At 39.3% G+C, this 24,513-nt stretch carries 17 protein-coding genes, 1 pseudogene and 2 riboswitches; of the genes and pseudogenes, 7 read left to right on the top strand and 11 right to left on the bottom strand.

Annotation, left to right across the window (positions count from 1 at the left end; genetic code table 11):
* Nucleotides 1–19: 19 nt before the first annotated feature.
* The 4 genes from E0H94_RS07955 to E0H94_RS07940 all read right to left on the bottom strand — a co-directional run bounded on the left by E0H94_RS07955 (nucleotide 20) and on the right by E0H94_RS07940 (nucleotide 4,714).
* Nucleotides 20–1,153, bottom strand: a complete 1,134-nt coding sequence (locus E0H94_RS07955; protein WP_165495596.1) for a carbohydrate porin — start codon at nucleotides 1,151–1,153, stop codon at nucleotides 20–22.
* 138 nt (nucleotides 1,154–1,291) lie between these two features.
* Entirely contained in the window at nucleotides 1,292–2,482 is a 1,191-nt protein-coding gene (locus E0H94_RS07950; RefSeq protein WP_131325904.1) for an amidohydrolase, read from the bottom strand.
* A gap of 17 nt (nucleotides 2,483–2,499) precedes the next feature.
* Complete coding sequence (locus E0H94_RS07945) at nucleotides 2,500–3,828, bottom strand: MFS transporter (protein ID WP_131325903.1); 1,329 nt, start codon at nucleotides 3,826–3,828, stop codon at nucleotides 2,500–2,502.
* Between the two features lie 40 nt (nucleotides 3,829–3,868).
* A complete protein-coding gene (locus E0H94_RS07940; protein WP_131325902.1) occupies nucleotides 3,869–4,714 on the bottom strand; it encodes a fumarylacetoacetate hydrolase family protein in 846 nt (281 codons plus the stop codon).
* Between the two features lie 687 nt (nucleotides 4,715–5,401).
* Nucleotides 5,402–5,489, bottom strand: a riboswitch (glycine riboswitch).
* 710 nt (nucleotides 5,490–6,199) lie between these two features.
* Nucleotides 6,200–6,286: riboswitch (glycine riboswitch) on the top strand.
* A 105-nt stretch (nucleotides 6,287–6,391) separates the two neighbouring features.
* Here E0H94_RS07940 and E0H94_RS07935 point away from each other — a divergent pair.
* From E0H94_RS07935 to E0H94_RS07920, 3 genes and pseudogenes are all read left to right on the top strand, one after another.
* On the top strand, nucleotides 6,392–7,633 hold the full coding sequence (locus tag E0H94_RS07935; protein ID WP_131325901.1) for a D-amino acid dehydrogenase: 1,242 nt from the start codon (nucleotides 6,392–6,394) through the stop codon (nucleotides 7,631–7,633).
* Between the two features lie 247 nt (nucleotides 7,634–7,880).
* Nucleotides 7,881–10,031, top strand: a complete 2,151-nt coding sequence (locus E0H94_RS07925; RefSeq protein ID WP_131325900.1) for a malate synthase G — start codon at nucleotides 7,881–7,883, stop codon at nucleotides 10,029–10,031.
* A gap of 688 nt (nucleotides 10,032–10,719) precedes the next feature.
* A pseudogene (locus tag E0H94_RS07920) lies at nucleotides 10,720–11,495 on the top strand (IS5 family transposase).
* A 175-nt stretch (nucleotides 11,496–11,670) separates the two neighbouring features.
* Here E0H94_RS07920 and E0H94_RS18660 read toward each other — a convergent pair.
* The 6 genes from E0H94_RS18660 to E0H94_RS07895 form a co-directional block, all read right to left on the bottom strand.
* On the bottom strand, nucleotides 11,671–12,114 hold the full coding sequence (locus E0H94_RS18660) for a hypothetical protein (protein ID WP_227548567.1): 444 nt from the start codon (nucleotides 12,112–12,114) through the stop codon (nucleotides 11,671–11,673).
* The gene (locus E0H94_RS18655; protein ID WP_227548566.1) at nucleotides 12,093–12,605 is read right to left on the bottom strand and encodes an HPP family protein; all 513 of its coding nucleotides are present in this window, start codon (nucleotides 12,603–12,605) and stop codon (nucleotides 12,093–12,095) included. The genes E0H94_RS18660 and E0H94_RS18655 overlap by 22 nt, the downstream gene beginning before the upstream one ends.
* A gap of 20 nt (nucleotides 12,606–12,625) precedes the next feature.
* Nucleotides 12,626–13,336, bottom strand: coding sequence for an LrgB family protein (locus tag E0H94_RS07910; protein WP_131325899.1), 711 nt, complete (start codon nucleotides 13,334–13,336; stop codon nucleotides 12,626–12,628).
* Entirely contained in the window at nucleotides 13,329–13,733 is a 405-nt protein-coding gene (locus E0H94_RS07905) for a CidA/LrgA family protein (RefSeq protein ID WP_131325898.1), read from the bottom strand. Before E0H94_RS07905 ends, E0H94_RS07910 begins: the two co-directional genes overlap by 8 nt.
* Nucleotides 13,733–15,385 (bottom strand): nitrite/sulfite reductase, encoded by a 1,653-nt coding sequence (locus E0H94_RS07900; RefSeq protein WP_131325897.1) that lies wholly within the window; start codon nucleotides 15,383–15,385, stop codon nucleotides 13,733–13,735. Before E0H94_RS07900 ends, E0H94_RS07905 begins: the two co-directional genes overlap by 1 nt.
* Nucleotides 15,386–15,455: 70 nt before the next feature.
* Nucleotides 15,456–16,277 carry a hypothetical protein gene (locus tag E0H94_RS07895; RefSeq protein WP_131325896.1) on the bottom strand — a complete coding sequence of 274 codons (822 nt, stop codon included), beginning with the start codon at nucleotides 16,275–16,277 and terminating at the stop codon, nucleotides 15,456–15,458.
* Between the two features lie 291 nt (nucleotides 16,278–16,568).
* On the opposite strand from E0H94_RS07895, the gene E0H94_RS07890 reads away from it, so the two are divergent.
* The 3 genes from E0H94_RS07890 to E0H94_RS07875 all read left to right on the top strand — a co-directional run bounded on the left by E0H94_RS07890 (nucleotide 16,569) and on the right by E0H94_RS07875 (nucleotide 20,636).
* Nucleotides 16,569–18,026 (top strand): cytochrome ubiquinol oxidase subunit I, encoded by a 1,458-nt coding sequence (locus E0H94_RS07890; RefSeq protein WP_131325895.1) that lies wholly within the window; start codon nucleotides 16,569–16,571, stop codon nucleotides 18,024–18,026.
* A complete protein-coding gene (gene cydB / locus E0H94_RS07885; protein WP_131325894.1) occupies nucleotides 18,019–19,023 on the top strand; it encodes a cytochrome d ubiquinol oxidase subunit II in 1,005 nt (334 codons plus the stop codon). Before E0H94_RS07890 ends, cydB begins: the two co-directional genes overlap by 8 nt.
* 209 nt (nucleotides 19,024–19,232) lie before the next feature.
* Nucleotides 19,233–20,636 (top strand): PLP-dependent aminotransferase family protein, encoded by a 1,404-nt coding sequence (locus E0H94_RS07875; RefSeq protein WP_131325892.1) that lies wholly within the window; start codon nucleotides 19,233–19,235, stop codon nucleotides 20,634–20,636.
* 466 nt (nucleotides 20,637–21,102) lie between these two features.
* Here E0H94_RS07875 and E0H94_RS07870 read toward each other — a convergent pair whose 3' ends face one another.
* Nucleotides 21,103–23,157 carry a TonB-dependent siderophore receptor gene (locus E0H94_RS07870; protein WP_171462057.1) on the bottom strand — a complete coding sequence of 685 codons (2,055 nt, stop codon included), beginning with the start codon at nucleotides 23,155–23,157 and terminating at the stop codon, nucleotides 21,103–21,105.
* A gap of 113 nt (nucleotides 23,158–23,270) precedes the next feature.
* Between E0H94_RS07870 and E0H94_RS07865 the strand changes: the two genes are divergently transcribed.
* The gene (locus tag E0H94_RS07865) at nucleotides 23,271–23,687 is read left to right on the top strand and encodes a LysR substrate-binding domain-containing protein (protein ID WP_131325890.1); all 417 of its coding nucleotides are present in this window, start codon (nucleotides 23,271–23,273) and stop codon (nucleotides 23,685–23,687) included.
* The last annotated feature ends 826 nt before the right edge of the window (nucleotides 23,688–24,513 follow it).

Below are 24,513 nucleotides of genomic sequence, written 5' to 3'. Positions count from 1 at the left end.
GCAACAAAGCTTTTATTGATTAAAAAAGAGATAAACTCACTGCCATACCCACTACTAAGTTCTGATCAATTGGTTTTTCTGTCGAAAGCCAAAAGTTATCCGAACTAAAAAAATATTGAATAAATGGTGCAACGGACAATTTTTTATATTTAAAACTAGTATCTACAGAAAGATAGGTGGTCTTTGCCTGATTCACCCCATTGGCTTGTTGTGTCAGTATCGTGTAATAAGGATGCAATTCAGTTTGACCGAACTTAGCACTAATACGATGATTAAACACACAATCGTAACAATGTATGCCTGTTTCCCATGTGCCTTTCAGTGGATAATTATTTTCAGTGATATGCGAGTAATTTGCAAAAACACCGAGAGGTTTATCAACAAAATCATAATTCATGCGAATATTAAAACCGTCCGTATTTTTATAACGTTCGCCAGTTAACGCATTTTTATTTATCGAGCTATTATTAAAATAGAAAGCTTCTATTTTGCTTTTATCATTAATATTGTAGCCCGCACCAAAAACCGTCAGCCAACCTTTTTCATGATGAAATGAAAAATCTAAACCATGTTTCTGATTCAGCCAATCATCTGTATTCACCTCAAATATACCTGAATGCAAATATAATTTATCATTCATATGGTATTTAGCATACGCACTCCAATAGCCATAGTTGAAACCCGCCGCTCCCATTGCGCCTTTGATCGGGTCAATACATAACGCAAAGTTTTGACAGTAATTATATAAAAAATATTTACGTGGATTGGTACGCCCCATGACGGTGTCTAAGCTGTCATTCAACCAACTTTTGTCCCAAGAAATTTGAGCCAATTGATAGTCAGCCAGCTCATTACTTGCTAAAAAACCAGCAGACCAGCTTCCAGTCCCTGACATCCACATATTTTGATAATACGGATCTTGATCTTGATTCCCGAAACCTTTCATCGTGAACTGCAGCTTAATTTCCCCAAGGTCATGTTCATTTAACTTATCCAAATCTAAAGTGGAATTCAGAATAAACATATTCATATTGGTAAAATTCTTTGTGGTATTTTCCTTACTATAGAGTGCTAAATCGGCATAATTTAACGATGTATTTAGCGGACCTGTTTGTATACCCGCCCAAATCTGAAAACTTGTAAAAGTGAACATGCTGGTTAAGCATATTTTTTTAAGATTCTGATATTTAATCATTTAAAACATCTCTAATTCTATTAAATAAGCAAAACTCATCTGCACCGTGTGCATGTGCACACAGTGTTTAGTCAAGATTCAGATGAGAAAGTGGTATTATTCAGGTTTTAAAAAATGCTCGACCACATGTAACCAACTTTGCGCACCAAGTGGGATAATTTGGTCATTAAAGTCATAATGTGGATTATGTACTGAGCAGCCATGAAACTGTCCTTCGCCATTGCCCAATATCAGATAACATCCAGGGACTTCCCGTAACATCCAGGCAAAATCTTCAGAACCCATCAGTTTTGCCCCAGTACTGAGTACAGTATCCTCACCGAATGCAGCTTTTAGACATTTACTAACTTGTTCAGTTTCATCAGTTGAATTAACGACTGGTGGTACCAAAAACTGAATATCCAGTTCTGTTTGAATCCCGTAACTGAGTTCCAACCCTTGCAAAATTTGCTGCAAACGTTGATTAATTTTTTCACGAACAGCTTCGGTATCGGTACGGACATTGAGCTGGATTTCTACCTCTCCTGGGATAATATTGTAGCTAGAGCCCGTATGAATTGAACCAATGCTAATCACCGCAGTTTCTGAAAAAGCCAAATTACGAGACTTGATCGTTTGTACGGCATCAATGAATGCACTTAAAGCAGGAATCGGATCAACGGCTAATTCAGGCATAGCACCATGACCCGACTTGCCTTTTAATTGGCAGACGATTCTTTGTGAAGATGCCATTGTAGGACCTGCCTGTGCCACAATTTTCCCAGCAGGAATACCTGGCATATTATGCAATGCAAATACGGCATCACTTGGAAAACGTGTAAATAAGCCATCTTCCAGCATTTTTTTAGCACCCGTTAAGGGCTCTTCAGCAGGCTGAAAAATCAGATTGACCGTACCTGAAAAATTCGCCTGTTTAGCCAGTAACTCTGCTGCAGCCAACAAGATTGCGGTATGTCCATCATGACCACAGGCATGCATACGACCATGAATTTTACTGGCATGGTCAAAGGTATTTTCCTCAATAATCGGCAGTGCATCCATATCTGCACGTAAGGCAATTGCTTTTGCCGAATTTCCTTTTTTCAATACACCAACTACACCATTTCCACCAATATGGCGATGCACTTCAAAACCTAAACTGGATAATGTCTCTGACACTAAATTTGCAGCCTCTACGGTCTCACCTTCAAGTTCTGGATATTGATGCAGTTGATGGCGAATTTTCACATAAGGAACATATTGTTCATGAATATCAAAAAATGGTGTCGGGTTAGTCAATTGATTCATAATTTAATTTCCTTATCTTATATTGATGATGTATGAGTAAATGTTTGATTTTTTTGTTGCTCACATACTGGAGCCGTTTCGCGGACGATCAGCATTGCCACAATACTCATCATCACGGTTGCCATTAAATAATAAGCAGGACCATAATTAATATTTTGTGAGCTTACGAGCCAAGTTACAAAGAAGGGGGAGAATCCCCCAAAGAGGGTGACACTAATGTTGTAACCAATCGACATGCTGGTCGCACGGCCTAAAGTTTTAAATAACTCAGTAGATAATGCGACCATTGGAGCAAAAGCCAAAGCTAGACAACAACATACGGGAACTTGTAACAGCATGAGATTTTGAATAGATGGAGCATCAACCAGATTGGTATACAGAGGATAGAGCAGAACAAGTACAGAGATAAAGCCTGTTAAAATAACTTTTTTACGTCCAAACTTATCTGACAGATGACCGCTAATGGGAATAATCAGGATTAAAAGTAATACCGCCAAACATTGCACCATAAAAACATCATGCAAATTCAAGCCTAAAGTTTTGGCCGCATAAGTGGGAGTATTGACCAAAATGATATAGAACGAAGTGGTTCCACCAGCACTTATTCCAACGTAGAGCAGAATTTGTTTGAATGATGCTTTTACATTGCTAAAAATAGCCGTTTTTTGTTCTTTATCATTTTTTGTGTCTTGCACGGATTCTGTATATTCTTCATTTTCTTCAAGATTACGTCGAATCCACAACCCAACAGGGCAAATCAACAATCCAATAATAAAGGGAATTCGCCATCCCCAAGTTTCAAGTTCCTGTGGGCTAAGGTATCGACTTAAAGCAGCACCAGTTAGAACGCCCATCAACACGGCTAAGCATTGCCCGACCATTTGCCATGAACCATATAAACCACGTTTTTCAGGTTGGGCTGCTTCGACCAAAAAAGCCGTTGAGGTTGCATATTCACCGCCTGTGGCAAAACCTTGCAATAATCGTGCAGTCACGATTAATAATGGTGCAGCAATGCCAATGGCGCTCCAAGGCGGGGTAAAAGCCATGATTGCGACGGCAACGGACATAATCATAATAATCATTTGCATCGCAGCCTTTCGACCTTTACGGTCAGCATAATAACCGAGCAACAGACCACCGACTGGGCGCATTAGGAAGCCAACGCCGAAAGTTGCTAATGCCACTAAAAGGGCTGCATGTGGATTTTCAGCAGGGAAAAATTGTGTTGCCATAAATGCGGCTACAAAACCATAAACAATAAAGTCATACCATTCCAAGGTATTGCCAATTACAGCCGCAATCGCTTTTTTTCTAAAATTTACATCTTGGGTTATCTTTTGCATGTTCAACACGTCCTATAGTTAAGTAACGGAATGCGTTCAATTAGGACGCTGATTCGACAACTTGTTGTTGCTGTACGCCTAATCCCTCAATTCCAAGTCGAACCACTTGACCATGTTGTAAAAATTTTGGTGGTTGCTGTCCCATTCCCACACCGGCAGGTGTTCCTGTTGCAATAATGTCGCCAGGCTGCAAGCTCATAAATTGACTTAAATAACTGATGATCTGTACCACACTAAAAATCATATTTTTTGTGTTGCCTTGTTGATAGCGCTGACCATCGACTTCTAACCATAATTCGAGCTGTTGTGGATCAGGCACTTCATCTTTAGTGACTAACCACGGACCAAGTGGACCAAAGCTGTCACAGCCTTTACCTTTATCCCATGAACCGCCTCGTTCTAACTGATACTCACGTTCTGATATATCATTGATAACACAATAACCCGCGACATAGTCCAAGGCTTCTTTTTCGCAGATATAACGACCTTCACGACCAATCACGATACCAAGCTCAACTTCCCAATCAGTTTTGACAGAGTTTCGTGGTAACAAAATTTGGTCATTGGCACCACTAATAGCACTAGTCCATTTATTAAAGATAATCGGTTCATTCGGAATTGCTGTATTGGATTCTTTAGCATGATCTGAATAATTCAAGCCAATGCAGATAAACTTGCCTACGCCTGCCACACAAGGTGCAATACGCTCATGTGGTGAAAGAATGGGTAACTGCTCAATATCAATATTTCTTAAATCTGCAAAGTCTTGGGCAAGTAATGCTGGATTAATATCTGCAATCACCTGACTTAAATCACGAATGTTATAATCTGGATCTAAAATAGCTGGCTTCTCGTGCCCAACTGCACCTACACGTAATAATTTCATTCTTATATCCTTTTACATCGTGTCATATGTGGTCTGCGGGTAAAACTTAGCAACCCAAATCGCTTGTGCTTGGTCAAAAGATGATCGACACTCATCCTTTCACAGCTTTTAAAAAGCGATACTGAATACGGCTACCAATGCAGAACGTGACAACGGTTTTTGCTCATATGAAGTGTCCAATCAGATTCAGGCAGCATTACTATGCTGAATCGCTTGATCAGGAAAAATCATTACTGAATTGAGTACAAAGCTGGAATGACTCTGCTTTGCATAATGCAACGTATGAAGACTTTTAAAAGTACTTGTGCGAGTAAGCCGATTTGCAATATTCCTACTTTTAAGCATTTTAGATTTGGCTCTAAAATGCTCAGTATGATGTGGAGAATACAGCGCATCATTTGCACAATACGTTTTAGTAATATGATAATAAATAGGATTTTTTTTGAAATTTACGTGAGTACCGAGTGGTGTAAACTCGTGAACAGTTGCTGCACACGTGCAGCTTGACTTTGTATAAGTAATTTTATGCGGCATAGCATACATTCCTAAATAAAACTAAGTGAATGGTTATGCCCCATCTGTATGTGGTACCTGAGATCTTCAACTTTTTGCAAACATCCTTTTTCACAAAAAATTTTCTTCCTTCGGTGAACGATTGTCAGAGACGTTCATTGCTCTCCAGATTTTTGAATTATTACAGTCCTTTTGCCTGAGAGTTTCCGGGGTCGTTGCTCCTTCGGCGAATCAATGCTGATTTCTCTCCTGTAATGTTTAAGCTAATGCAAAGCTCATACCAAGATTCCAAAAAAAATAATATAAATAAACTTTTATATAAAGAACAGATGCTTAATTTGATTTAGCGTCGTCTATGCTCAAAAGATTTAGTACATATTAAACTTAATAGTATTTGTTAGATTGGCGCCATAAATGTACTTTTTTTGCACATAAATATCACATACGGCTCTATTTTGGATCCATCGTGGTGGGTGTTATTCAAAATACTTCACTTTGCTGCATTTTTAATGAATATTTAATATGTTTATGTTTTAAAATCAAAAAATTTATTGTTTAAAGGGGGCTTTATTTACTCAATATAGTGATGATGAATAGGGTTACAATGCTTTTTTACCCATAATTTTACAGTTTATACGCTTTTTACATGCTATTGGTGATGGAATTAGAGCTATTTTGGATCCCGTTGTTGCTGGTGTTTTCTAAACATAGATCGATGTGATGGGTCTGTAATAAAAACTACGTGCACATTTTTTTTATATCAACAGGCATTCTAACTTATTGTATATATATTAATTTGAACTTATTGATTTTCTATATAATTTCAATTATTTATGTCGTTTCATCACATTCATTATGTTTTTATCTGGCATTTTTTGGATGTTTATCTTTGATCAATATTAATATGGCTTGCTTATCTAAAAAATAAATTTATTAAAAAAATATATTTTTGGCATATGAATTGCTTAATCAAGTACTGTTACAGGAGAGAAATCTTCAATGATTCGCCGAAGGTGCAACATCCCGGAAACTCTCAGGCAAAAGGACTGTAATCAATCAAAAATCTGGAGAGTGCTTTTACAGCACACCGAAGGAGGAAGGGGTTCACCCGAAACTCTCAGGTCACAGGACAGATGGGGCATTACTTGAATTTGTGAGAATTTTATGCCACATATTGCTATTATCGGCGCAGGGATCACAGGAGTGACCACTGCCTACGAATTAATTAAACAAGGTTTTAACGTTACTGTTTTTGAAAAAAATTTATATCCAGCCATGGAAACATCCTTTGCTAATGGCGGGCAACTTTCTGCCTGCAATGCTGAAGTTTGGAACCAGAAGTCAACGATTGCCAAAGGGATTAAATGGATGGCACAGAAGGATGCACCATTGCTACTCAATCCATCCTTTAACATGCATAAATATACTTGGCTGATTGAGTTTTTAAATAATATTAAGAACTATGAGAAAAATACGATTGAGACAGTACGTTTAGCCTTGGATTCACGCAAACATATGTTTGCAATTGCAGACAAAGAAGGTTTTGATTTTAATTTAGAAAAGAAAGGCATTTTACATTTTTATCATACAGCTAAAGACTTTGACGTGGCTAAAGATGTCAATACTTTGTTGAAAAGAGGTGGTTTAGAGCGTTATGCCGTCACCCCTGAAGAAATTAAGGCGATTGAGCCGACATTAACAGGGAATTATTTTGGGGGGTTCTTTACCCCAGATGATGCGACAGGAGACATTCATAAATTTACCCGTGGTTTAGCAGCAGTCTGTGAAAAACGTGGTGTTAAATTCTGTTTTGGTGCAAATGTACAAAAAGTCAATCCATCATTAGATCGCGTAGAAATTCTGTATCATCAAGATCAACCTCATCAGCAAAACACTGGAGAAGTATCTAAAGTGGTGTTTGATGGTGTGGTTATTTGTGGTGGTGTGAATAGCTATCACTTAGGTGAACAACTCGGGGATAAAATTAACATTTATCCAGTGAAAGGTTATTCAATTACTGTGAATTTAAAAGACGAACGTAGTGTACAAAATGCGCCATGGGTGAGCTTACTCGATGAAAGTGCAAAAATTGTGACCTCACGTTTGGGTGCAGACCGTTTCCGTGTTGCTGGAACGGCAGAGTTTAATGGTTATAACAAAGATATTCGTAATGATCGTATTCAGCCGTTAATTGATTGGGTGAATAAAAACTTTGATATCGCCACAGATAGCGTTGTGTCATGGGCTGGACTCAGACCGATGATGCCAGACATGATGCCAAGAGTACAACGCGGCAAACAAGCGCGTGTGTTCTATAACACAGGTCATGGACACCTCGGCTTTACCTTATCTGCTGCAACGGCAGTCATGATTAGCCATGAAATTCAAAGTGCTTTAGCCGCTTAAGTTTACAGGGTGAGGGGATAAAATGAAAAATTTTGTCTCCAAATTTCAGCAACGCGATAAAAAAATCGGCTGGCTGTTATTTGGTCTAGTTTTTATACTGCAAATCCTTACTATGCTGACTGAAATTGCGGCATAGGATTTTGATACACCAAAAATACAGCTCAGCCTATGAGACAAATACCGTCGCTCTTAATATTTGAAAGGATGTTCAAGACATCCGCAAGAGCACTCAAAAATAGGTTGAAAAATGCAATTATTTACAACATCTGGTCACTTAGCCATTGCCACTGAACTTTATGATTTTATTGAAAATGAAGCATTGGTTGGAACGGGATTAAACAGCGAGATTTTTTGGGAAAAATTTGAAAAAGTGGTGTTGGATTTAACCCCAAAAAATAAAGACCTATTGCAAAAACGTGAAGATTTACAGCAACAAATCGATAAATGGCATCGAAATAATGCGTTTGAGTTAGAAGCGTATAAAACTTTCTTAACTGAAATCGGTTATTTGTTACCTGAAGTAGAAGATTTTCAGGTAAGTACTGCAAATGTCGATGAAGAAATTGCACTACTCGCAGGTCCACAATTGGTAGTACCTGTACGTAATGCACGTTATAGCTTAAATGCTGCCAATGCACGTTGGGGTTCATTGTATGATGCTTTATATGGTTCGGATGTGATTTCTGAAAATGAAGGGGCAGAAAACACCAAAGGCTATAATCCTGTTCGTGGTGCAAAAGTCATTTCCTTTGCTAAAGACTTTTTAGATCAAACTTTCCCTTTACTACAAGGCTCTTATCATAATGTGACCCAATGGCATATTGAGAAAGGGATTTTGGTGATTCATCTTCAGAATGGTGCTGTCACTACATTAAAAGATGCTGGTCAATGTGTTGGCTTTAATGGAGGAAGCACTCAACCAAGTGAAGTTATATTAAAGAATAATGGCTTACATGTAATTGTACAATTTGACCCTACCAATGTGATTGGTCAGCAAGATGCTGCTGGCATTAAAGACATTCTGATAGAAGCAGCAGTCACCACGATTCAGGATTTAGAAGATTCTGTCTCTGCAGTTGATGCACAGGATAAAGTCGAAGCTTATCGTAATTGGCTGGGTCTCATGCGTGGAACTTTAGTTGAGGAAATTGAAAAGAATGGGCAGACATTTAGCCGTAAGCTGAATCAGGATATACACTTTAACTCTCTCCAAGGTGAAAAAAAGCGTTTGCATGGTCGTTCATTAATGTTACTGCGTAATGTCGGACACCTAATGACCAATCCTGCAATTCTGGTGGATGGTGAGGAAATCTATGAAGGTATTATGGATGCCTTAATCACACCATTACTAACGTTGAGTGACTTACGTGGTGAGAATCCTTTGACAAACTCACGTACAGGTTCCATGTATATTGTAAAACCGAAAATGCATGGTCCTGAAGAAGTGGCATTTACCGTTGAATTGTTTGAGCGGGTAGAGCAAGTCTTAGGTTTACCGAGCAAAACATTAAAAATTGGCATCATGGATGAAGAGCGTCGCACTTCATTGAATTTAAAAAACTGTATTGCAGCAGCCCAAGATCGCGTGATCTTTATTAATACAGGATTCATGGATCGTACAGGAGATGAAATTCATACCCTGATGGAAGCAGGTCCATTTGTGCCAAAAGCTGAAATCAAAAACCAAGCATGGTTCGATGCTTATGAAAATCGCAATGTCATGATTGGTTTGCAAGTAGGCTTACAAGGCAAAGCACAAATTGGTAAAGGTATGTGGGCTAAAACGGATTTATTAGGTGCCATGTATCAAAGTAAAGCTGAACATCCTAGAGCTGGAGCGAGCTGTGCATGGGTGCCTTCACCAACAGGTGCGGTGATTCATGCGCTGCATTACCATCAAGTGAATGTAGCTGATCGTCAGCAAGCATTATTGCAAACCGAAGCTCTGAGTTTAGATGATCTTCTAACACCAGCTTTGGCTACAGATACTGATTGGTCAAAGGAAGACATTACCAAAGAACTGGAAAATAACTGTCAGGGTATTTTAGGCTATGTGGTACGTTGGGTGGATTTAGGTATTGGCTGCTCTAAAGTACTTGATATTCATAATGTTGGCTTAATGGAAGATCGTGCAACTTTACGGATTTCATCTCAGCATGTAGCGAATTGGTTGCATCATGGCGTGGTGACACAAGCCGAAGTCGAACAAGTACTGCAACGCATGGCAAAAATTGTGGATGAACAAAATGCCAATGACCGACTTTATCGCCCAATGTCGGCTGATTTCGCAAACAGTATCGCTTTTAAAGCTGCATCAGACTTGATCTTTAAAGGCACCGAACAGCCCTCAGGTTACACCGAGCCAGTATTACATCGTGCACGTTTACAAGTGAAGTAGAAGGTTATTTTCTTATACGTTGACGAAATGTATTAATTTTCATAGGGAAGAATATCATTCAGACTATTTAGATGTACTTAGACTACATCTAATCATATTCACACTATCACAGGTAAAGCGAGTATCTAAATTTAGTTGACTTCAATTTAGTTACTCGCCTGTTTTTAAATAATGGCATACTGCTTGACGACTAATTCCAAATGACTGACCTAATGAATAAGTGATTTTAATGTTGTTTAATAGAGCCTAATATTGCCAAAAAAGTGTACAGCTCTCAGAACAACGACGGTTCTAAGGCTTTCTCTTGTGTTGTTTCATCTTGATGCTAAAGCCATTCATTAATCAGATAGGTCGAGATGATTGTCCGCATATCACAGCCAAAATATAGATTATAGTCTATATTTTATGACGAACTTAGCCAGTATCCAAATGGTAATAAAAAAACCCGACATCCTGTCGGGCTTTTTCGTATTGGGTGTTTAGGTATAACTCCTGTCGTACCTCACGTCCTGGTGTTGCACTTATCATTATTGTTTTATGTGTTGGAACATCCTGTTCTCTATGTCACGATCATATGAAAAATCCCCATAGTGGCCTAGACGCAATGCTCTCTAATTCATGTCAGCCTGAGCGTGGCTTTGTTGCACAAACCTATTCTTGAAGGCTTATTCAGCAATATAATTCTCAAATGAAGAAGCCTACACCTAACATCTATCGGACGACTAATTGGCCCTCCTATAACCGAGCTTTAATCAATCGAGGAAACATCTCTGTTTGGTTTGATCCTACGACCCAATGGTATGCACAGCCAAAAGGAAAACAAGGACGAACTCAAATTTATTCTGATGCAGCCATTCAATGTTGCCTCATTATTAAATCTCTATTTCGACTCTCTTTCGCATGGTCACAGGCTTTTTTCAAAGTCTTATTAAACTTTTCGGATTAGATTGGACAGCTCCAGATTACTCCACCCTCTGCAGAAGACAAAAGCATATCGATATTACAGTTAGCTATCAAAAAAGTAGTGATGGACTACACCTACTCGTTGACTCTACTGGCTTGAAGTTTTTAGGTGAAGGTGAATGGAAACGTAAGAAACATCAGCCTGAATATCGTCGCCAATGGCGTAAACTTCATATTGGTATAGATGCTAAAACCCTACAAATACGAGCTGTTCAGCTCACAACGAATAATGTGAGTGATTCGCAAGTCCTTGGGGATTTACTTGATCAAATCCCGTTGGATGAGCAGATTGATTCAGTCTATACAGACGGGGCTTATGACACAAAATACTGTAGAAAAGTAATTTCAGATCGACAAACACATGCAGTCATTCCACCAAGAAAAAATGCACAGCCGTCAAAAGATAAAACTCTAAGGTCTGTGCAGATAAATGAATTATTAAAAACAGTCAAACGTTTAGGCAGAAAAATTGGTCTGGGTATCATCGCCGAAGCTTGGTAGAAACTAAGACGTATTGCATCAAATTATTGGGCGATAAACTGAGTGCAAGGAATTTTCAAAGCCAAGTCAATGAGATTCATGTACATATAGCCGTACTGAATAAATTTACCGAATTAGGTCAACTTCATACCCAAGTTGTCTCTTAAATTTGAGTCGCTTAGAGAAACTCTAGTAATTAAATATTTGTGCAACAAAGCCCCATAGAACTATGAATAAGATTTCTCAATAGCAATCTGTTGAAAATAAGTTCGATACAAATACACACCCCAGTGAAAAACTCGCCATCAAACATGAGGCAACTGGTAAATGCATCAAACTGTCTTGTGGGAAGACAAAAACCAAAAATGGAAAGGCATACAAAAAGCTTGAGCAAAGCAAACATCAAGGGCATATATATTAGGGTGAGCAGCATCCAATCTTGAATCAAGAACTGCATTGACACAGCCATTGAGATAGACAGGGTTGATACAGCAACCTGCTTAAGACACATTTTCAACGAATACATCATCATATTCAGTGATTCATACACCATCACGGTAATCGGCGGAATCAGTGCCATTGCTTCAACCTTAAATATCGCAGCAAGTGCAAAACCGATTAAAGTAATACTGGCATACACCCCGATTTTTCTTCGATCAAAATTACTTTTTTCTGCACGCCTTGGTTCAGTTTAAAGAGCACAACACCCAACATTAGGATAAAACTGGTGGCAAAAATCGAAATCAAAAATGATAGTTCATCGGCTTGCGTTACAATCGGCAAGAAACCCGTAGCCAATGCAGGTGGTAATATATAGTTAAACATCCGCATGACGAACAACATGCCACAGAGAACCAAAACCAGTTTAAACAGGTACGAAACTGGCATTAGATTAATGCAGAAGCCAATTACTGCCGTCAGACTAGGCAAAATAAAAATTTTATCGGGTTGATTCAGCCACTGTTTATCTTGATAAACCCATAACCCAACCGCCATCGCCGCCATTTCAGGTAAAATAATTTCTCGGTCCTGCAAGCCATAAGCAGCCGCCACCATGAGCAAAATAAGGAGAAAAGCCGCAACATAGCTTTTGGAGCTTAACGTTGTCGTTACCTGTGACATCGGATTCATCTGCGATTCCTTATTATGATTTAAAACGCTATAGCGCCAAGGATGTACTTTGTCAGTGCAATCACTGTGGGAGCAAATAGCACCATGATGATTCCTGAAATAATCATGGAAAGGCTGGCAATGACCCCTTCCAATTCATGTCGCTGTCTTGCACGCGCAATACCCATGGCATGTGCGGCATTACCCAATGCAGCCCCCGAAGCAATTCTGTTCTTGAACCGCATCCATAACAGCAGAACATCTCCCAACAACATGCCAACTAAACCTGTAATCACGGTAAAGAGTGGAATTAAGCTGATGGATCCACCGACTTTTTCAGTCAGTATCAAAGCAAAGGGAATTGAAATGGAACGCGCCAATAGACTATTTTTAACAATGTCATCAAAGTTCATCAGACTGGCCAAAAACCAACTGCTAAAAATACCCACCAACATGGCGAGGCTGGAACTGAGCAGTAAGACTTTAAAATGTTGCTGAATCATGCGGCGGTAACGAAATACAGGAATAGCAAAAGCCACGGTGATTGGGCCAAGCATCGCCACCAGATATTGGGTATAGCGGTAATAGTCTTGAAACTGATGCTGTAAAAGAAAGATCAGTATGATGCTCAAGACAGGGACGACAATAATCGGAGATAAATAGATTTTTTGTGTTCGAACAAAGAACCGCTTTGCCATGAAATAACACAATATGGTCCAGACCAAGTAAAAAAGCCCCCAGAACTCAGTCATACAGATTTTCCTGTTTACGTACTTCCTTCTTTAAGAACATATGCACTGTATATACAGAAGCCATCATCACCAAAGCGGTACTGATTAAAATCACCAGCAAGATTTTCCAACCACTGACGATCAGTAAGTCCTGATATTGAATCACGCCCACCACGGGCGGAATGAAAAACAGCAGCAGTTCAGCCAGTAACAGATCGGCACCCTGTTCAACATGAGCTAGTTTCAACCATTTCATTTCAAGCAAGAACAACAGCAGAAAGAAGCCCAATACACCCGATGCCACAGGTAAGCTCAGCAGCTTTTGCAAAACATAAGCACAACCCCAAACAGCTAAAATGATGATGATTGGGGAGCTTAAACTTTTGAACCGATTGAGCGGAGTTCGGATATTTAACATCAGCCTATATCCGCATAAGCCCGTTCTTTAAATGGCTGAATCGAGACACGTTTGTAGGTTTCTAAAAAAGATTCATGCGCTAAACGCAGATCCAAATAAGTATTCAGAATTTCTTCGAGCACATCAGGAATATCTTCCGCTGGAAAGGAAGGCCCTAAAATATCGCCAAGAGCTGCATCATGGTCAGAGTTGCCACCTAAGCTAATTTGATAATATTCAGCACCTTTTTTATCGACACCTAAAATACCAATATTACCGACATGGTGATGCCCACACGCATTCATACAGCCTGAAATATTCAGATCAACTTTGCCTAGATTATATATAGTGTCTAGATCATCAAAACGACGAGCGATGGCTTCATACACCGGAATAGATTTAGCATTTGCCAATGAGCAAAAATCACCACCGGGGCAGCAAATCATGTCAGTCAGGAAGCCAATATGTGCACGGGCTAGGTTTGCCTGATCCAGTACATTCCACAGTTCAAACAAATCCTTTTGGCGTACGTCGGTTAAGGCAATATTTTGCTCATGCGTGGTTCGTAACTCACCAAAGGTATATTGGTCAGCCAAATCTGCAATTAAACGCATTTCATCGGAAGTCATATCACCCGGCGCTACACCAGCCCGTTTCAAGCTGATCGTAACGATGCGATAACCGATCACTTTATGCGGATGGGTATTAATATTGAACCAATGTTTAAACTTCGGATACTGCTTAAATAAAGCTTTAAAATCATGCTGTTCTAAGTGTTCATACAAAAATGGTTGAAATACGGCATCCATTTGCTCTAAAACACTTTGCTGAACTTTTAGCTGAGTCTGAGTATGTGCAAATTCCATTTCAACTTTTTCAGCAAAGCCTTCAGGAGTTAATGCTTTCACTAAAATTTTGATGCGGGCTTTATACTTATTATCGCGACGACCATGCAAGTTATAGACGCGCATGATGGCATCTAAGTAAGCAATTAAGTCTTCACGGGCTAAGAATTTTTTAATAATATGCCCTGCTAAAGGCGTACGCCCAAGTCCACCACCAACTTTAATTTGATAGCCAATTTTCCCTGCTTCATTTTTAACAATATATACCCCCACATCATGGAAAGTCGTAGCAGCTCGGTCTTGTTCAGGATGTGCACAGACCGCTATTTTAAATTTACGAGGGAGAAAAGTGAACTCAGGATGAAAGGTACTCCACTGGCGAATCAGTTCACAGGTGGGACGTGGATCAGTCAACTCCCCTTCAACCACCCCTGCATACTGGTCTGTGGTGGTATTTCGAATACAGTTGCCACTGGTCTGAATGGAATGCATGTGTACGGTAGCCAGTTCCTGCAAAATATCAGGTACATCTTCAAGCTGTGGCCAATTCAGTTGAATATTTTGACGGGTTGAAATATGTGCATAACCACGATCATACTTCTGTGCAACCTCAGCCACCTTACGCAATTGCTTTGAATTCATTAGGCCATAAGGCACGGCTAAACGTAACATCGGTGCATAACGTTGAATATATAAACCATTTTGTAAACGCAATGGCCGATATTCTTCTTCAGTCAGTTTTCCCTCTAAATAACGCTGAGTTTGATCACGAAATTGTGCGACACGTTCATTCAATAAATTCTGGTCAAAATCTGTATATAGAAACATCTGGGCTACCTATCTATTTATGCGATAAATATGAAATAAATGCATTCTTGATGAGAATGAATGAAATGAATCAAACTAAAAGAGTTACAGGATGACTAGAGACCGTATTCTGTAGGCAGGTCTGCATATATTCAGCATAGACCGATAACTTTTCATAAATATGCTCGGCATAGAACATGTCTTCGACCAATTGCGTGGCTTGTTCTTGGTTATAACTTCCATTTACACTGAGTAATTGCGCATTAAGTTTGGATAACTTTTCACATAATTCGATATAGCTTTGATCTTTATTTTTAAACAATAACTGACGCATGTTTAATTCTGCACAGTTCATGATTTTGTCCGATGGATCAGTTGAAATAAGATGAATCTTGATTTTAAAAAACTGTTCAACCGCCGCTATTTTTTGGGCATCAAGCTTTAAGTGAGTAATTAAATAAATCTGGGCGACATCTGCTCGGCACAAAGCATTTAACAAGGCATAATAGAAAAAATCCACCTCATCCAAGTCTGTATCATGCAAATCGAGATAAATATTCAGAGCTTGTAGTACATCATCCACTTTCAAGTGCAGCTTTTTCTCCACCTGATAGTAACGGTTCAATAAAATCAGTACTGGTACAGTTGCTTGAGTATGATAGATGGTGGTTTGATTTAAATTTCCCAGAATAAAAGGCGCGAATAGGTAAGCAAAACTTGCCTGCTCAGGCTGAATTGCCGACTGCACAATATAGTTTGCTTTCTCCTTAGAAAGCTCGCGTAACACTTTCGCACGCAGCAGTGTTGCTTCTAGATTCACAAATTTCTGTGCCAGCTTCTTTTTCAACTTCGCTGAAAAAGCCTCCTGTTCAACTATCTCAGGAATTCTATTCAAGCTCTCTGTAACAAACATTTCATCACCATCCAGATTGATTCATGTTTGTTATTTTGATTCTTTTTCAAATCAGCAGTAGCTACAGAATTGTGCTGTATGAATATAACAGAGTCTTTTTATCTACTTTCTCTGTTATATTTTATATAACATATTTTTGTACCTACATCTTGAATTCTGTGTCCTGCAAAATCTGGATAATTCTTCAAAGTAGGTAGTTTTGATGAAACGATCTATAATTCTCTATAACACTAAAATAAATAGTGTTAGTTTAAAAAATCTCAGAAACCCATGTCTGAAATGGGAGGTCCTATGAGCCTCGGTTTAACTGCACTTGAACTCGCACGAATTCAATTTGCCTTTACAGTTTCATTTCACATCATTTTTCCCGCAACTTCGATTGGCTTAGCATGCTTTCTAGCACTGCTGGAATGGAAATGGTTGCGCACCCAAAACCCGATTTATAAAGATCTGTTTAAATACTGGATTAAGATTTTTGCTGTCGCCTTTGCCATGGGTGTCGTATCAGGCATTGTCATGTCATATCAATTCGGTACCAACTGGAGTGAATTTTCCCGTATTGCTGGTTCGGTTACTGGTCCATTACTGGCCTATGAGGTTCTAAGCGCCTTTTTCCTTGAAGCTGGCTTTCTAGGCATCATGCTGTTCGGTTGGGGACGTGTCGGTCCTAAGGCTCATTTTTTTGCTACCTTGATGGTCGCCATTGGTACCTGTATCTCCATGTTCTGGATTTTATCGTCCAACAGCTGGATGCAGACCCCGCAAGGCTTTGCTATCGAAAATGGCATCATTGTCCCATCTGACTGGTGGGCAATTGTGTTTAACCCATCCTTCCCCTATCGCTTTGCCCATATGGCAACCGCAGCGTTCCTTGTATCTTCCTTATTGGTTGTAGGTACAGCAGCATGGCATTTACTCAAAGGTCGTCGCGATGCGTTGGTCAAAAAATCCTTCTCCATGGGACTTTGGATGGTGCTCGTAACTTCATGCCTACAAGTGGTGATTGGGGATCAGCATGGTCTGAATACCCTTGAGCATCAACCGACTAAATTGGCTGCAATTGAAGGTCACTGGGAAACCAATCATGATCATGGTATGCCTTTACTGTTATTCGCTTTACCCGATATGGAGAATGAACGTAATGCCTTTGAGCTAGGCATCCCGAATTTAGGTAGCTTAATTTTAACCCATTCCATGGATGGCAAAGTCACAGGCTTAAAAGACTTCGCCCCTGAAGATCGTCCACCTGTTCCAATCGTGTTCTGGAGTTTCCGCGTGATGGTGGGACTCGGCATGCTCATGGTGTTGATGTCACTGACTGCTTTATGGCTACGTAAACAAGACCGATTATATGAAAGCCGCTGGTTTCATAAGTTTGCCACCGTTATGGGACCGACAGGTTATATCGCCTTACTCGCAGGTTGGGTCACCACGGAAGTCGGCAGACAGCCTTGGGTAGTCTATGGCGTGATTCGTACCCAACATGGTCTATCGCATACCGTCACCGCAGATCAAGTAGGTCTGAGTCTGATCATTTTTGTACTGGTCTATACCGTGGTTTTCGGTACTGGCATCTACTACATACTGAAATTAATCAAGTCAGGTCCCGTACATATAGAAAGTGTAAATTCGCAGTTTGCAGGTCCAGGGCACTTTAAAACGCCTATGCGACCATTGAGTGCTGTCGATGAAGCAATTGATGGCTCAGCAAGCCAAACCACTGCAAATAAGGAGCAACATCATGATTGATCTTGCATTAGTCTGGGTCGGTATCATTGGCTTGGGCGTATTGATTTACGTGGTTATGGATGGCTTTGATTTGGGCATTGGCATACTGTTCCCATTTATTCAAGGGCATCAAGAACGTGACGTGATGATGAATACCGTTGCCCCTGTCTGGGATGGTAATGAAACTTGGATGGTCTTGGGTGGCGCTGGGCTATTTGCTGCCTTTCCGCTGGTCTATTCCACCGTGTTATCCGCCTTGTATTTACCCATCATTTTTATGGTGGTGGCTTTGATTTTTCGAGGCGTGGCTTTCGAATTCCGCTTTAAAGCCCATCGCAGCAAGCCATTATGGGATCAGGCCTTTATTTGGGGTTCATTCTTTTCCAGCTTCTTCCAAGGCGTGATTCTCGGCGCGTACATTCAAGGAATTGAAACACAAAATGGTATTTATAGTGGTGGCGCACTCGACTGGCTGACCCCATTCTCTTTGTTCGTGGGCTTGGGGGTGGTTATCATGTATAGCGCATTAGGCTGTTCATGGCTCATCATGAAAACCGAGGCAGATTTACAAGCTAAAATGTATGAGCTGATGCCTAAGCTCATTATCACCTTATTGATTGTATTTGGCGCGGTCAGTATCTACACCCCCATAAGCCATCCTGAAATTGCGCAGCGCTGGTTTAGCTTACCGAATCTGTTCTATTTCAGCCCTGTACCTGTTTTGGTGCTAATCTGTTCTGGACTTATTTTGAAAGCATGTGCACAGCGAAAAGATGCTCAACCCTTTGTTTTAACGTTGGGACTGGTATTTCTGGCCTTTACGGGTTTTGTAATTAGTTTATGGCCCAACATCATTCCACCTACGGTTTCCATTTGGCAAGCAGCGGCACCTGAATCAAGTATGAAGTTTGCGTTGGTTGGTGCTGTCATTCTCATTCCGATTATTTTGACCTATACCTTTTTATCTTACTGGGTCTTCCGTGACAAAGTGCGTATTGGTGATGAAGGCTATCATTAAGCAAGGTGACCCCGATGAAAAAAATGCAAAATCGTTTGAGCCCCACATCATGGTTCATATTATTATGGTGTTTTGGTTTCTTGTCCCTAGGCTTAATTGCTGGATGTTTTAGACTGCTCCTGAGCCTAGCCTATTAAAAATGGTCTTGATAAAACTTCGGATAGCGGTGCAATCACAGCTATCCCTTTCTCATATGAGCATGACACTTTATGTATAAATCAGAACAACTTGCCTTAAGCCTCAAACATCTGATTGAAACAGGGACGTGGAAAGCACATGAGAAACTCCCCTCTTTAAGACAGCAAGTTGAAACTTCAGGCTTTAGCTTAATTACCGTGATGAATGCCTATCAGGAACTGGAAGCACAAGGGCTGATCTATTCCAAAGAAAAATTAGGTTACTTCATTGCCGAGAATCAGATTCAAGCTGCCCTTGCTAAAAAAGTCATTGTGAATGACAAAATTGAAATTAACTCACTGGTGTTCCGTTATTTAAAATCGATTCAGTCTGAAAAAATTATTCCTTTAGGAAGTGCTTTTCCCGATAGCCAACTGCTTTACTCTCCAAAGCTGATGCGAACCTTAGCGCAGCAGGCAAAATACCGAGTCGGCTATGAGCAAATGCCGAGCTTACCACCAGGAAACTACGAACTCAGGAAACTGATTGCGCAACGCTACTGCATGCAAGGCATTCCCACCGATCCTTCGGATATTGTCATTACTTCAGGCGGTCTGGATGCGTTAAATTTGTCTTTAAGAGCCATGACCCAAGCAGGTGACTATATTCTGCTGCAAGAAACCGTGTTTTATGGTGCTTGGCAAGCAGCGGAAAATTTAGGCTTAAAAGTCATTACCATTCCAGAACACCCTGAACATGGCTTAGATCTAGACGCCTTTAAAAAAGCCATTAGCAGCTATCCCATTAAAGTTTGTTTGTTGATGTTGAACAGCCAGAACCCGATTGGATTTACTGTCAGTGATGAAATCAAATTAGAACTGGCAAAACTGCTGCATCTACATGACATCTGTCTGATTGAAGATGATGTCTATGAAGAACTTTATTATGATCAGAAAAAACCACTGTCTATGAAATATTATGACCAGCAAAATCTGGTCCTGCACTGCTCTTCCTTTTCCAAAACTTTAGGTGCAGGCTTTCGTATCGGTTGGGTTTATGCTGGGAAGTTTTCCGAGCATGTCCAGCATTTGCAATTGATGAGCACTATTTCCGTCAACTCATTCATTCAAAATGCATTGGTGGATTATCTTTCCCACCGTCATTATGAAAAGCATTTAAAAGGTCTACGCACAACCTTAAAACGCCTTAAAAATCAATATTATCAGTATCTCAGTAAGAACTTACCTGAAAATTGCACTGTGCATTATTATCCCTCAGGTTATTTTCTCTGGATAACACTCCCTGAGGAGGTAGATAGCAGCCGCATTTATGAAAAAATGATCCAGAATGAGATTGGAATTGCGCCAAGCATTCTTTTTTATCGTAAGAATAAAAAGCAGAATCACATCCGTATCAACTGTTCCTTCGAAATGAATGAAGCCATCATCCAAGCACTTGATCTCTTGATTGAACAAATTTCAGAGATGCAGTCATGATCTGTATCCCTGAATTAACTGCTATTTAGGGAGGAGATAAAGCTTTGAATAAAGCAAAATCTAACTGAAGCGGACTTTATTGGGTTGGACTCTGTGATTTGTTGAGCCTTTTGTTTTACCGTAAAACATATTCCCAGATCACAAAGCCAATAAAAAACCCAGAAATGAATATGCTATGATGATAAAAAATACAAACCATGCTTTATATTTTTTTAAATAAAAATATAACAATGGACCATCACCGCTCTCTTAAACAAATTTAGTCCATTCATCTAAAAGATGAATTGATCAGCGTGTTAAGTTCATGAACTAAGATTATTTAAGTAAAATATTGATAATTATTAATATAATTTAAAATTTATTTATGAACTAAACTTTAGGTGAACATAAGTTAAATCCGATACACCTAACAATAGCTTTTACAATTCAGTAAAAAAGCCAGCATGAATGCTGGCTTTTTTCAAGATTAGAAACTATAACTAATTCCAAACTTTGCAGTACGAGGTTGCCCCGGATAGACATAACGGTTAAAGGCACTATCATCATATTCTTCGTTAAAGATATTTTTGATATCAAAGCTTAAACGTACATCTTTGTTCCAATCGTAATAAGATATAAGATCCGTTGTCGCATAACTCCCCATGTTGTAGGTTTGATTGGCTGTTTGCCCTTTACGACTACCAACAAAGCGTTGGTTAATCCCTAAACCTAAGCCATTGAATGTGCCTGATTTAAACTCATATATACTCAATAGATTAAATGAGTCTTGAGGAATATTGGCTAAACGTGTGCCTTTTTCCAAAGTATTATCTTTACTGACAGCAGCATCAACATAAGCGTAATTACCCATAATTTTCCATTCAGGTGTGATGTTCCCAACAAGGCTTAAATCCAAGCCCTTACTGGTGACTTCACCCGCAGCAATGCTTTTGGTGGAATCTAATGGATCGAGTGTTAAGACGTTTTCTTTCTTCACATAATAGATTGCCGTATCAAATGAAAGCTGATTATCTAACAAGGCATATTTTGAGCCGATTTCGTAAGAAATACCCTCTTCAGGATCAAACCCTTGGTTGTTACGATCTGCACCAGAGTTTGGTTTAAATGACTTACTAATGTTGCTGTAAATTGTGAATTGATCGGTCAGGTCATAAGTTAAACCAACGCGTGGAACAAATGCATTATTGTCTGTAGACCAAGACGTGTTGTTCACAAAATTGCTGTAATCTTGTTGGTAGTTTTCAAAACGCATCGCAATCAAAGTATTTAAACGATCTGTGATACGAATTTGATCTTGCACAAAAAATGCTTGGCTTTTTAATTTTTCTCGGTCATTTGTAGTTACATTCACCAATTCTGGTAATGGTTGCGTGTCATAGGGTTGATTGATATTTAGATCAAAAGCGTCTTTGGAACGGATGATATAAGATTTATAGTCATACTCTTCAAGCTCAATCCCTGAAATCAAGGTGTGCTCTAGATTGAATAAATCAAAGTGGCCGACCAGATTGGCTTGGAAATTCTTATCAATCCAATCTAAGTTACGCCAATTATAGTTACGAGTAATGACTTCACCATTGCTATCGGCTTTTACCCCATTAGCTTCAACAGCATAACCATGCAGATTACCATTTAAATATTGAGCACCAACATTCAATTTCCACGCGTCATTCAATGCATGTTCAATACGAAATTGCAGCATGTCGTTATTGTTATATAAGCGATTTCGGTCTTTGCCTGATTCCCACCAATATTCAGATGAATCAAATGAGTCTTTTTGTTGTCCATCATAACGGGTAAAACCGCGATCTAAAGCATGCTGATTGCGCAAAAAATCAGCTTCTAATGTGAGCTTGGTAGTATCTGTAGGTGTCCATTGAATGACAGGAGCAATATTCCAGCGCTTGGAATCGACATGATCTCGGTATGTATCACCATTTTCCCCCATTAAATTAAGGCGATAGGTAAGACGTTCATCATCTGTTATAGCCCCCGTCGTATCTACAGTGCTACGGTATAGACCTTCCTGATCCACACTCAATCCCAGCGTTGTTTTACGTTCAGCTTGAGGTGTTTTGCTTACAATATTAAATGTTCCACCTGGATCACCACGACCATATAAACTCGATGATGCACCTTTTAAGACTTCAACTCGTTCCACGGTAATGCTATCAGGAGCATTGGGATAACCACGGTTAATTGGAAAACCATTACGGTAATATTCACCACTGGTAAATCCACGTGAAGTAAATGTCGTTAAACCTTGTCCACCAAAATTATTTGCTCGACCAACGCCGGCAACATCAAGTGCTTCCGATAAACGGGTAGCTTGAATGTCCTTTAACACCGCTTCAGGAACTACGGTAACAGCCTGAGGAGTTTCTTTTAGTGAAGTATTGGTTCGAGTGGCAGAACTTGCTGAGCTGACTTTATAAGATTTTTCAGCATCTTCGGAAGAACTTGTCGCTTGTAAGCTGATGGTAGGAAGAGCACTAATTTGATCATTCGCAAATACTGGCATTATACAACTAAGAGGCAATAGGCTAGGCAATAAGCGACGTTTAAACACAGGAGAATTTCACTAAGATCTGATGATAATGATTATATTTTACAATTCATAAAAATACACCTTAAATTCTTAATTTTACATATTTATACTTTGATCTTTACGAAGAAAATTCATATTTATATTGTGGCAATCAGCATCCACTATTTTCTAAAACACACTTTTTGTCCTTAAATGAGTTACAGAATTGGCAGGCAATTATGCCAAGCTATAACATTCCTTCTGATGCAGTTCATTTACAACAAAGACTCAATACCAAAGCCTCAGCAACAGATCGCGAAGGAATAGCCTTTTTAATTCTTACAGGAAATTTTCTTGGATTTCTTCCCGATCACTATGCTAAAAAATGGGTTTCGGAAAATAAAATGATGCCTCTACTTGAATCCGAAATGATTTATGCAACTGAAATTTGTTTAGTCACTAAAAAAACTAAGTCAAACAATATGATATTAGAATATTTTTTAAACAAAATTATTCTTTCATGAATAAAGGGCATTTGTATGCCCTTTACACTATCAAGCTCATCGCTGGACCTTCTATTCCGCTCCAAGCACTCTTGTCGTAACGCTTATTTTAAATCTTTATCACATCTCGGTACTTAAGTGATGAAACTTACTTAACTTATTCATCTTACTTAACTTATGTATTTTATTGAACTGCATATGCTGTAAGGGTAATGCTTTTGCCATCCTTAAGTTATGTAACTTATATAACTTACTTAAATGATGTAAATTTGGAATTCTGTGTAAGGATTCTGTCGACTTATAAGTGTTGCTAGATCAGGAGCATTACTAGCTTTACTGTTCTCTGTGATGTCTAATTCTCGAATTCTGTAGGAGGCATAATCAATAGCGTCACATAGACTGGTAATCAGACCAGTAAAAGCAGGAAAATGGCAACAGCTTTCAGGCCTGATTAGACAGTTCTGCTGGAATCTGGTGGTATCTAACGTTATCGCAAGATTCACTGTAATTTAAAAGATGTTAACGAAAGTTGCGGGATTAATCGGGTGCGTCATCTTACAAAAGCAGATGAGCTCTAATCACAGCATGTCTATCAAACCTAGAATCATGCCAGTGCCCCAGCTGTCGTTGCCGTAAACACTTTAGATCGACAATTTAATTCAACTTAGCACAACCTATTATGGGTAAATGCTCTTGTCTATATTAGTACTAATGAAGGATGGTTATGTGTGTCTAAAATTGTAGTAGCTATTCAGACCATACGTAAAGAGAGTCGAAATAGAGATTTAATCCTCAATCAACGAAACTAACTTTTTGATATTAAAAGTGTAAAAAGTAAGCACATGGC

It is taken from the genome of Acinetobacter sp. ANC 4173 (assembly GCF_004331255.1).
In the GTDB taxonomy this organism is placed as follows: Bacteria; Pseudomonadota; Gammaproteobacteria; order Pseudomonadales; family Moraxellaceae; genus Acinetobacter.
This window is presented reverse-complemented; position numbering and strand designations above follow the sequence as displayed.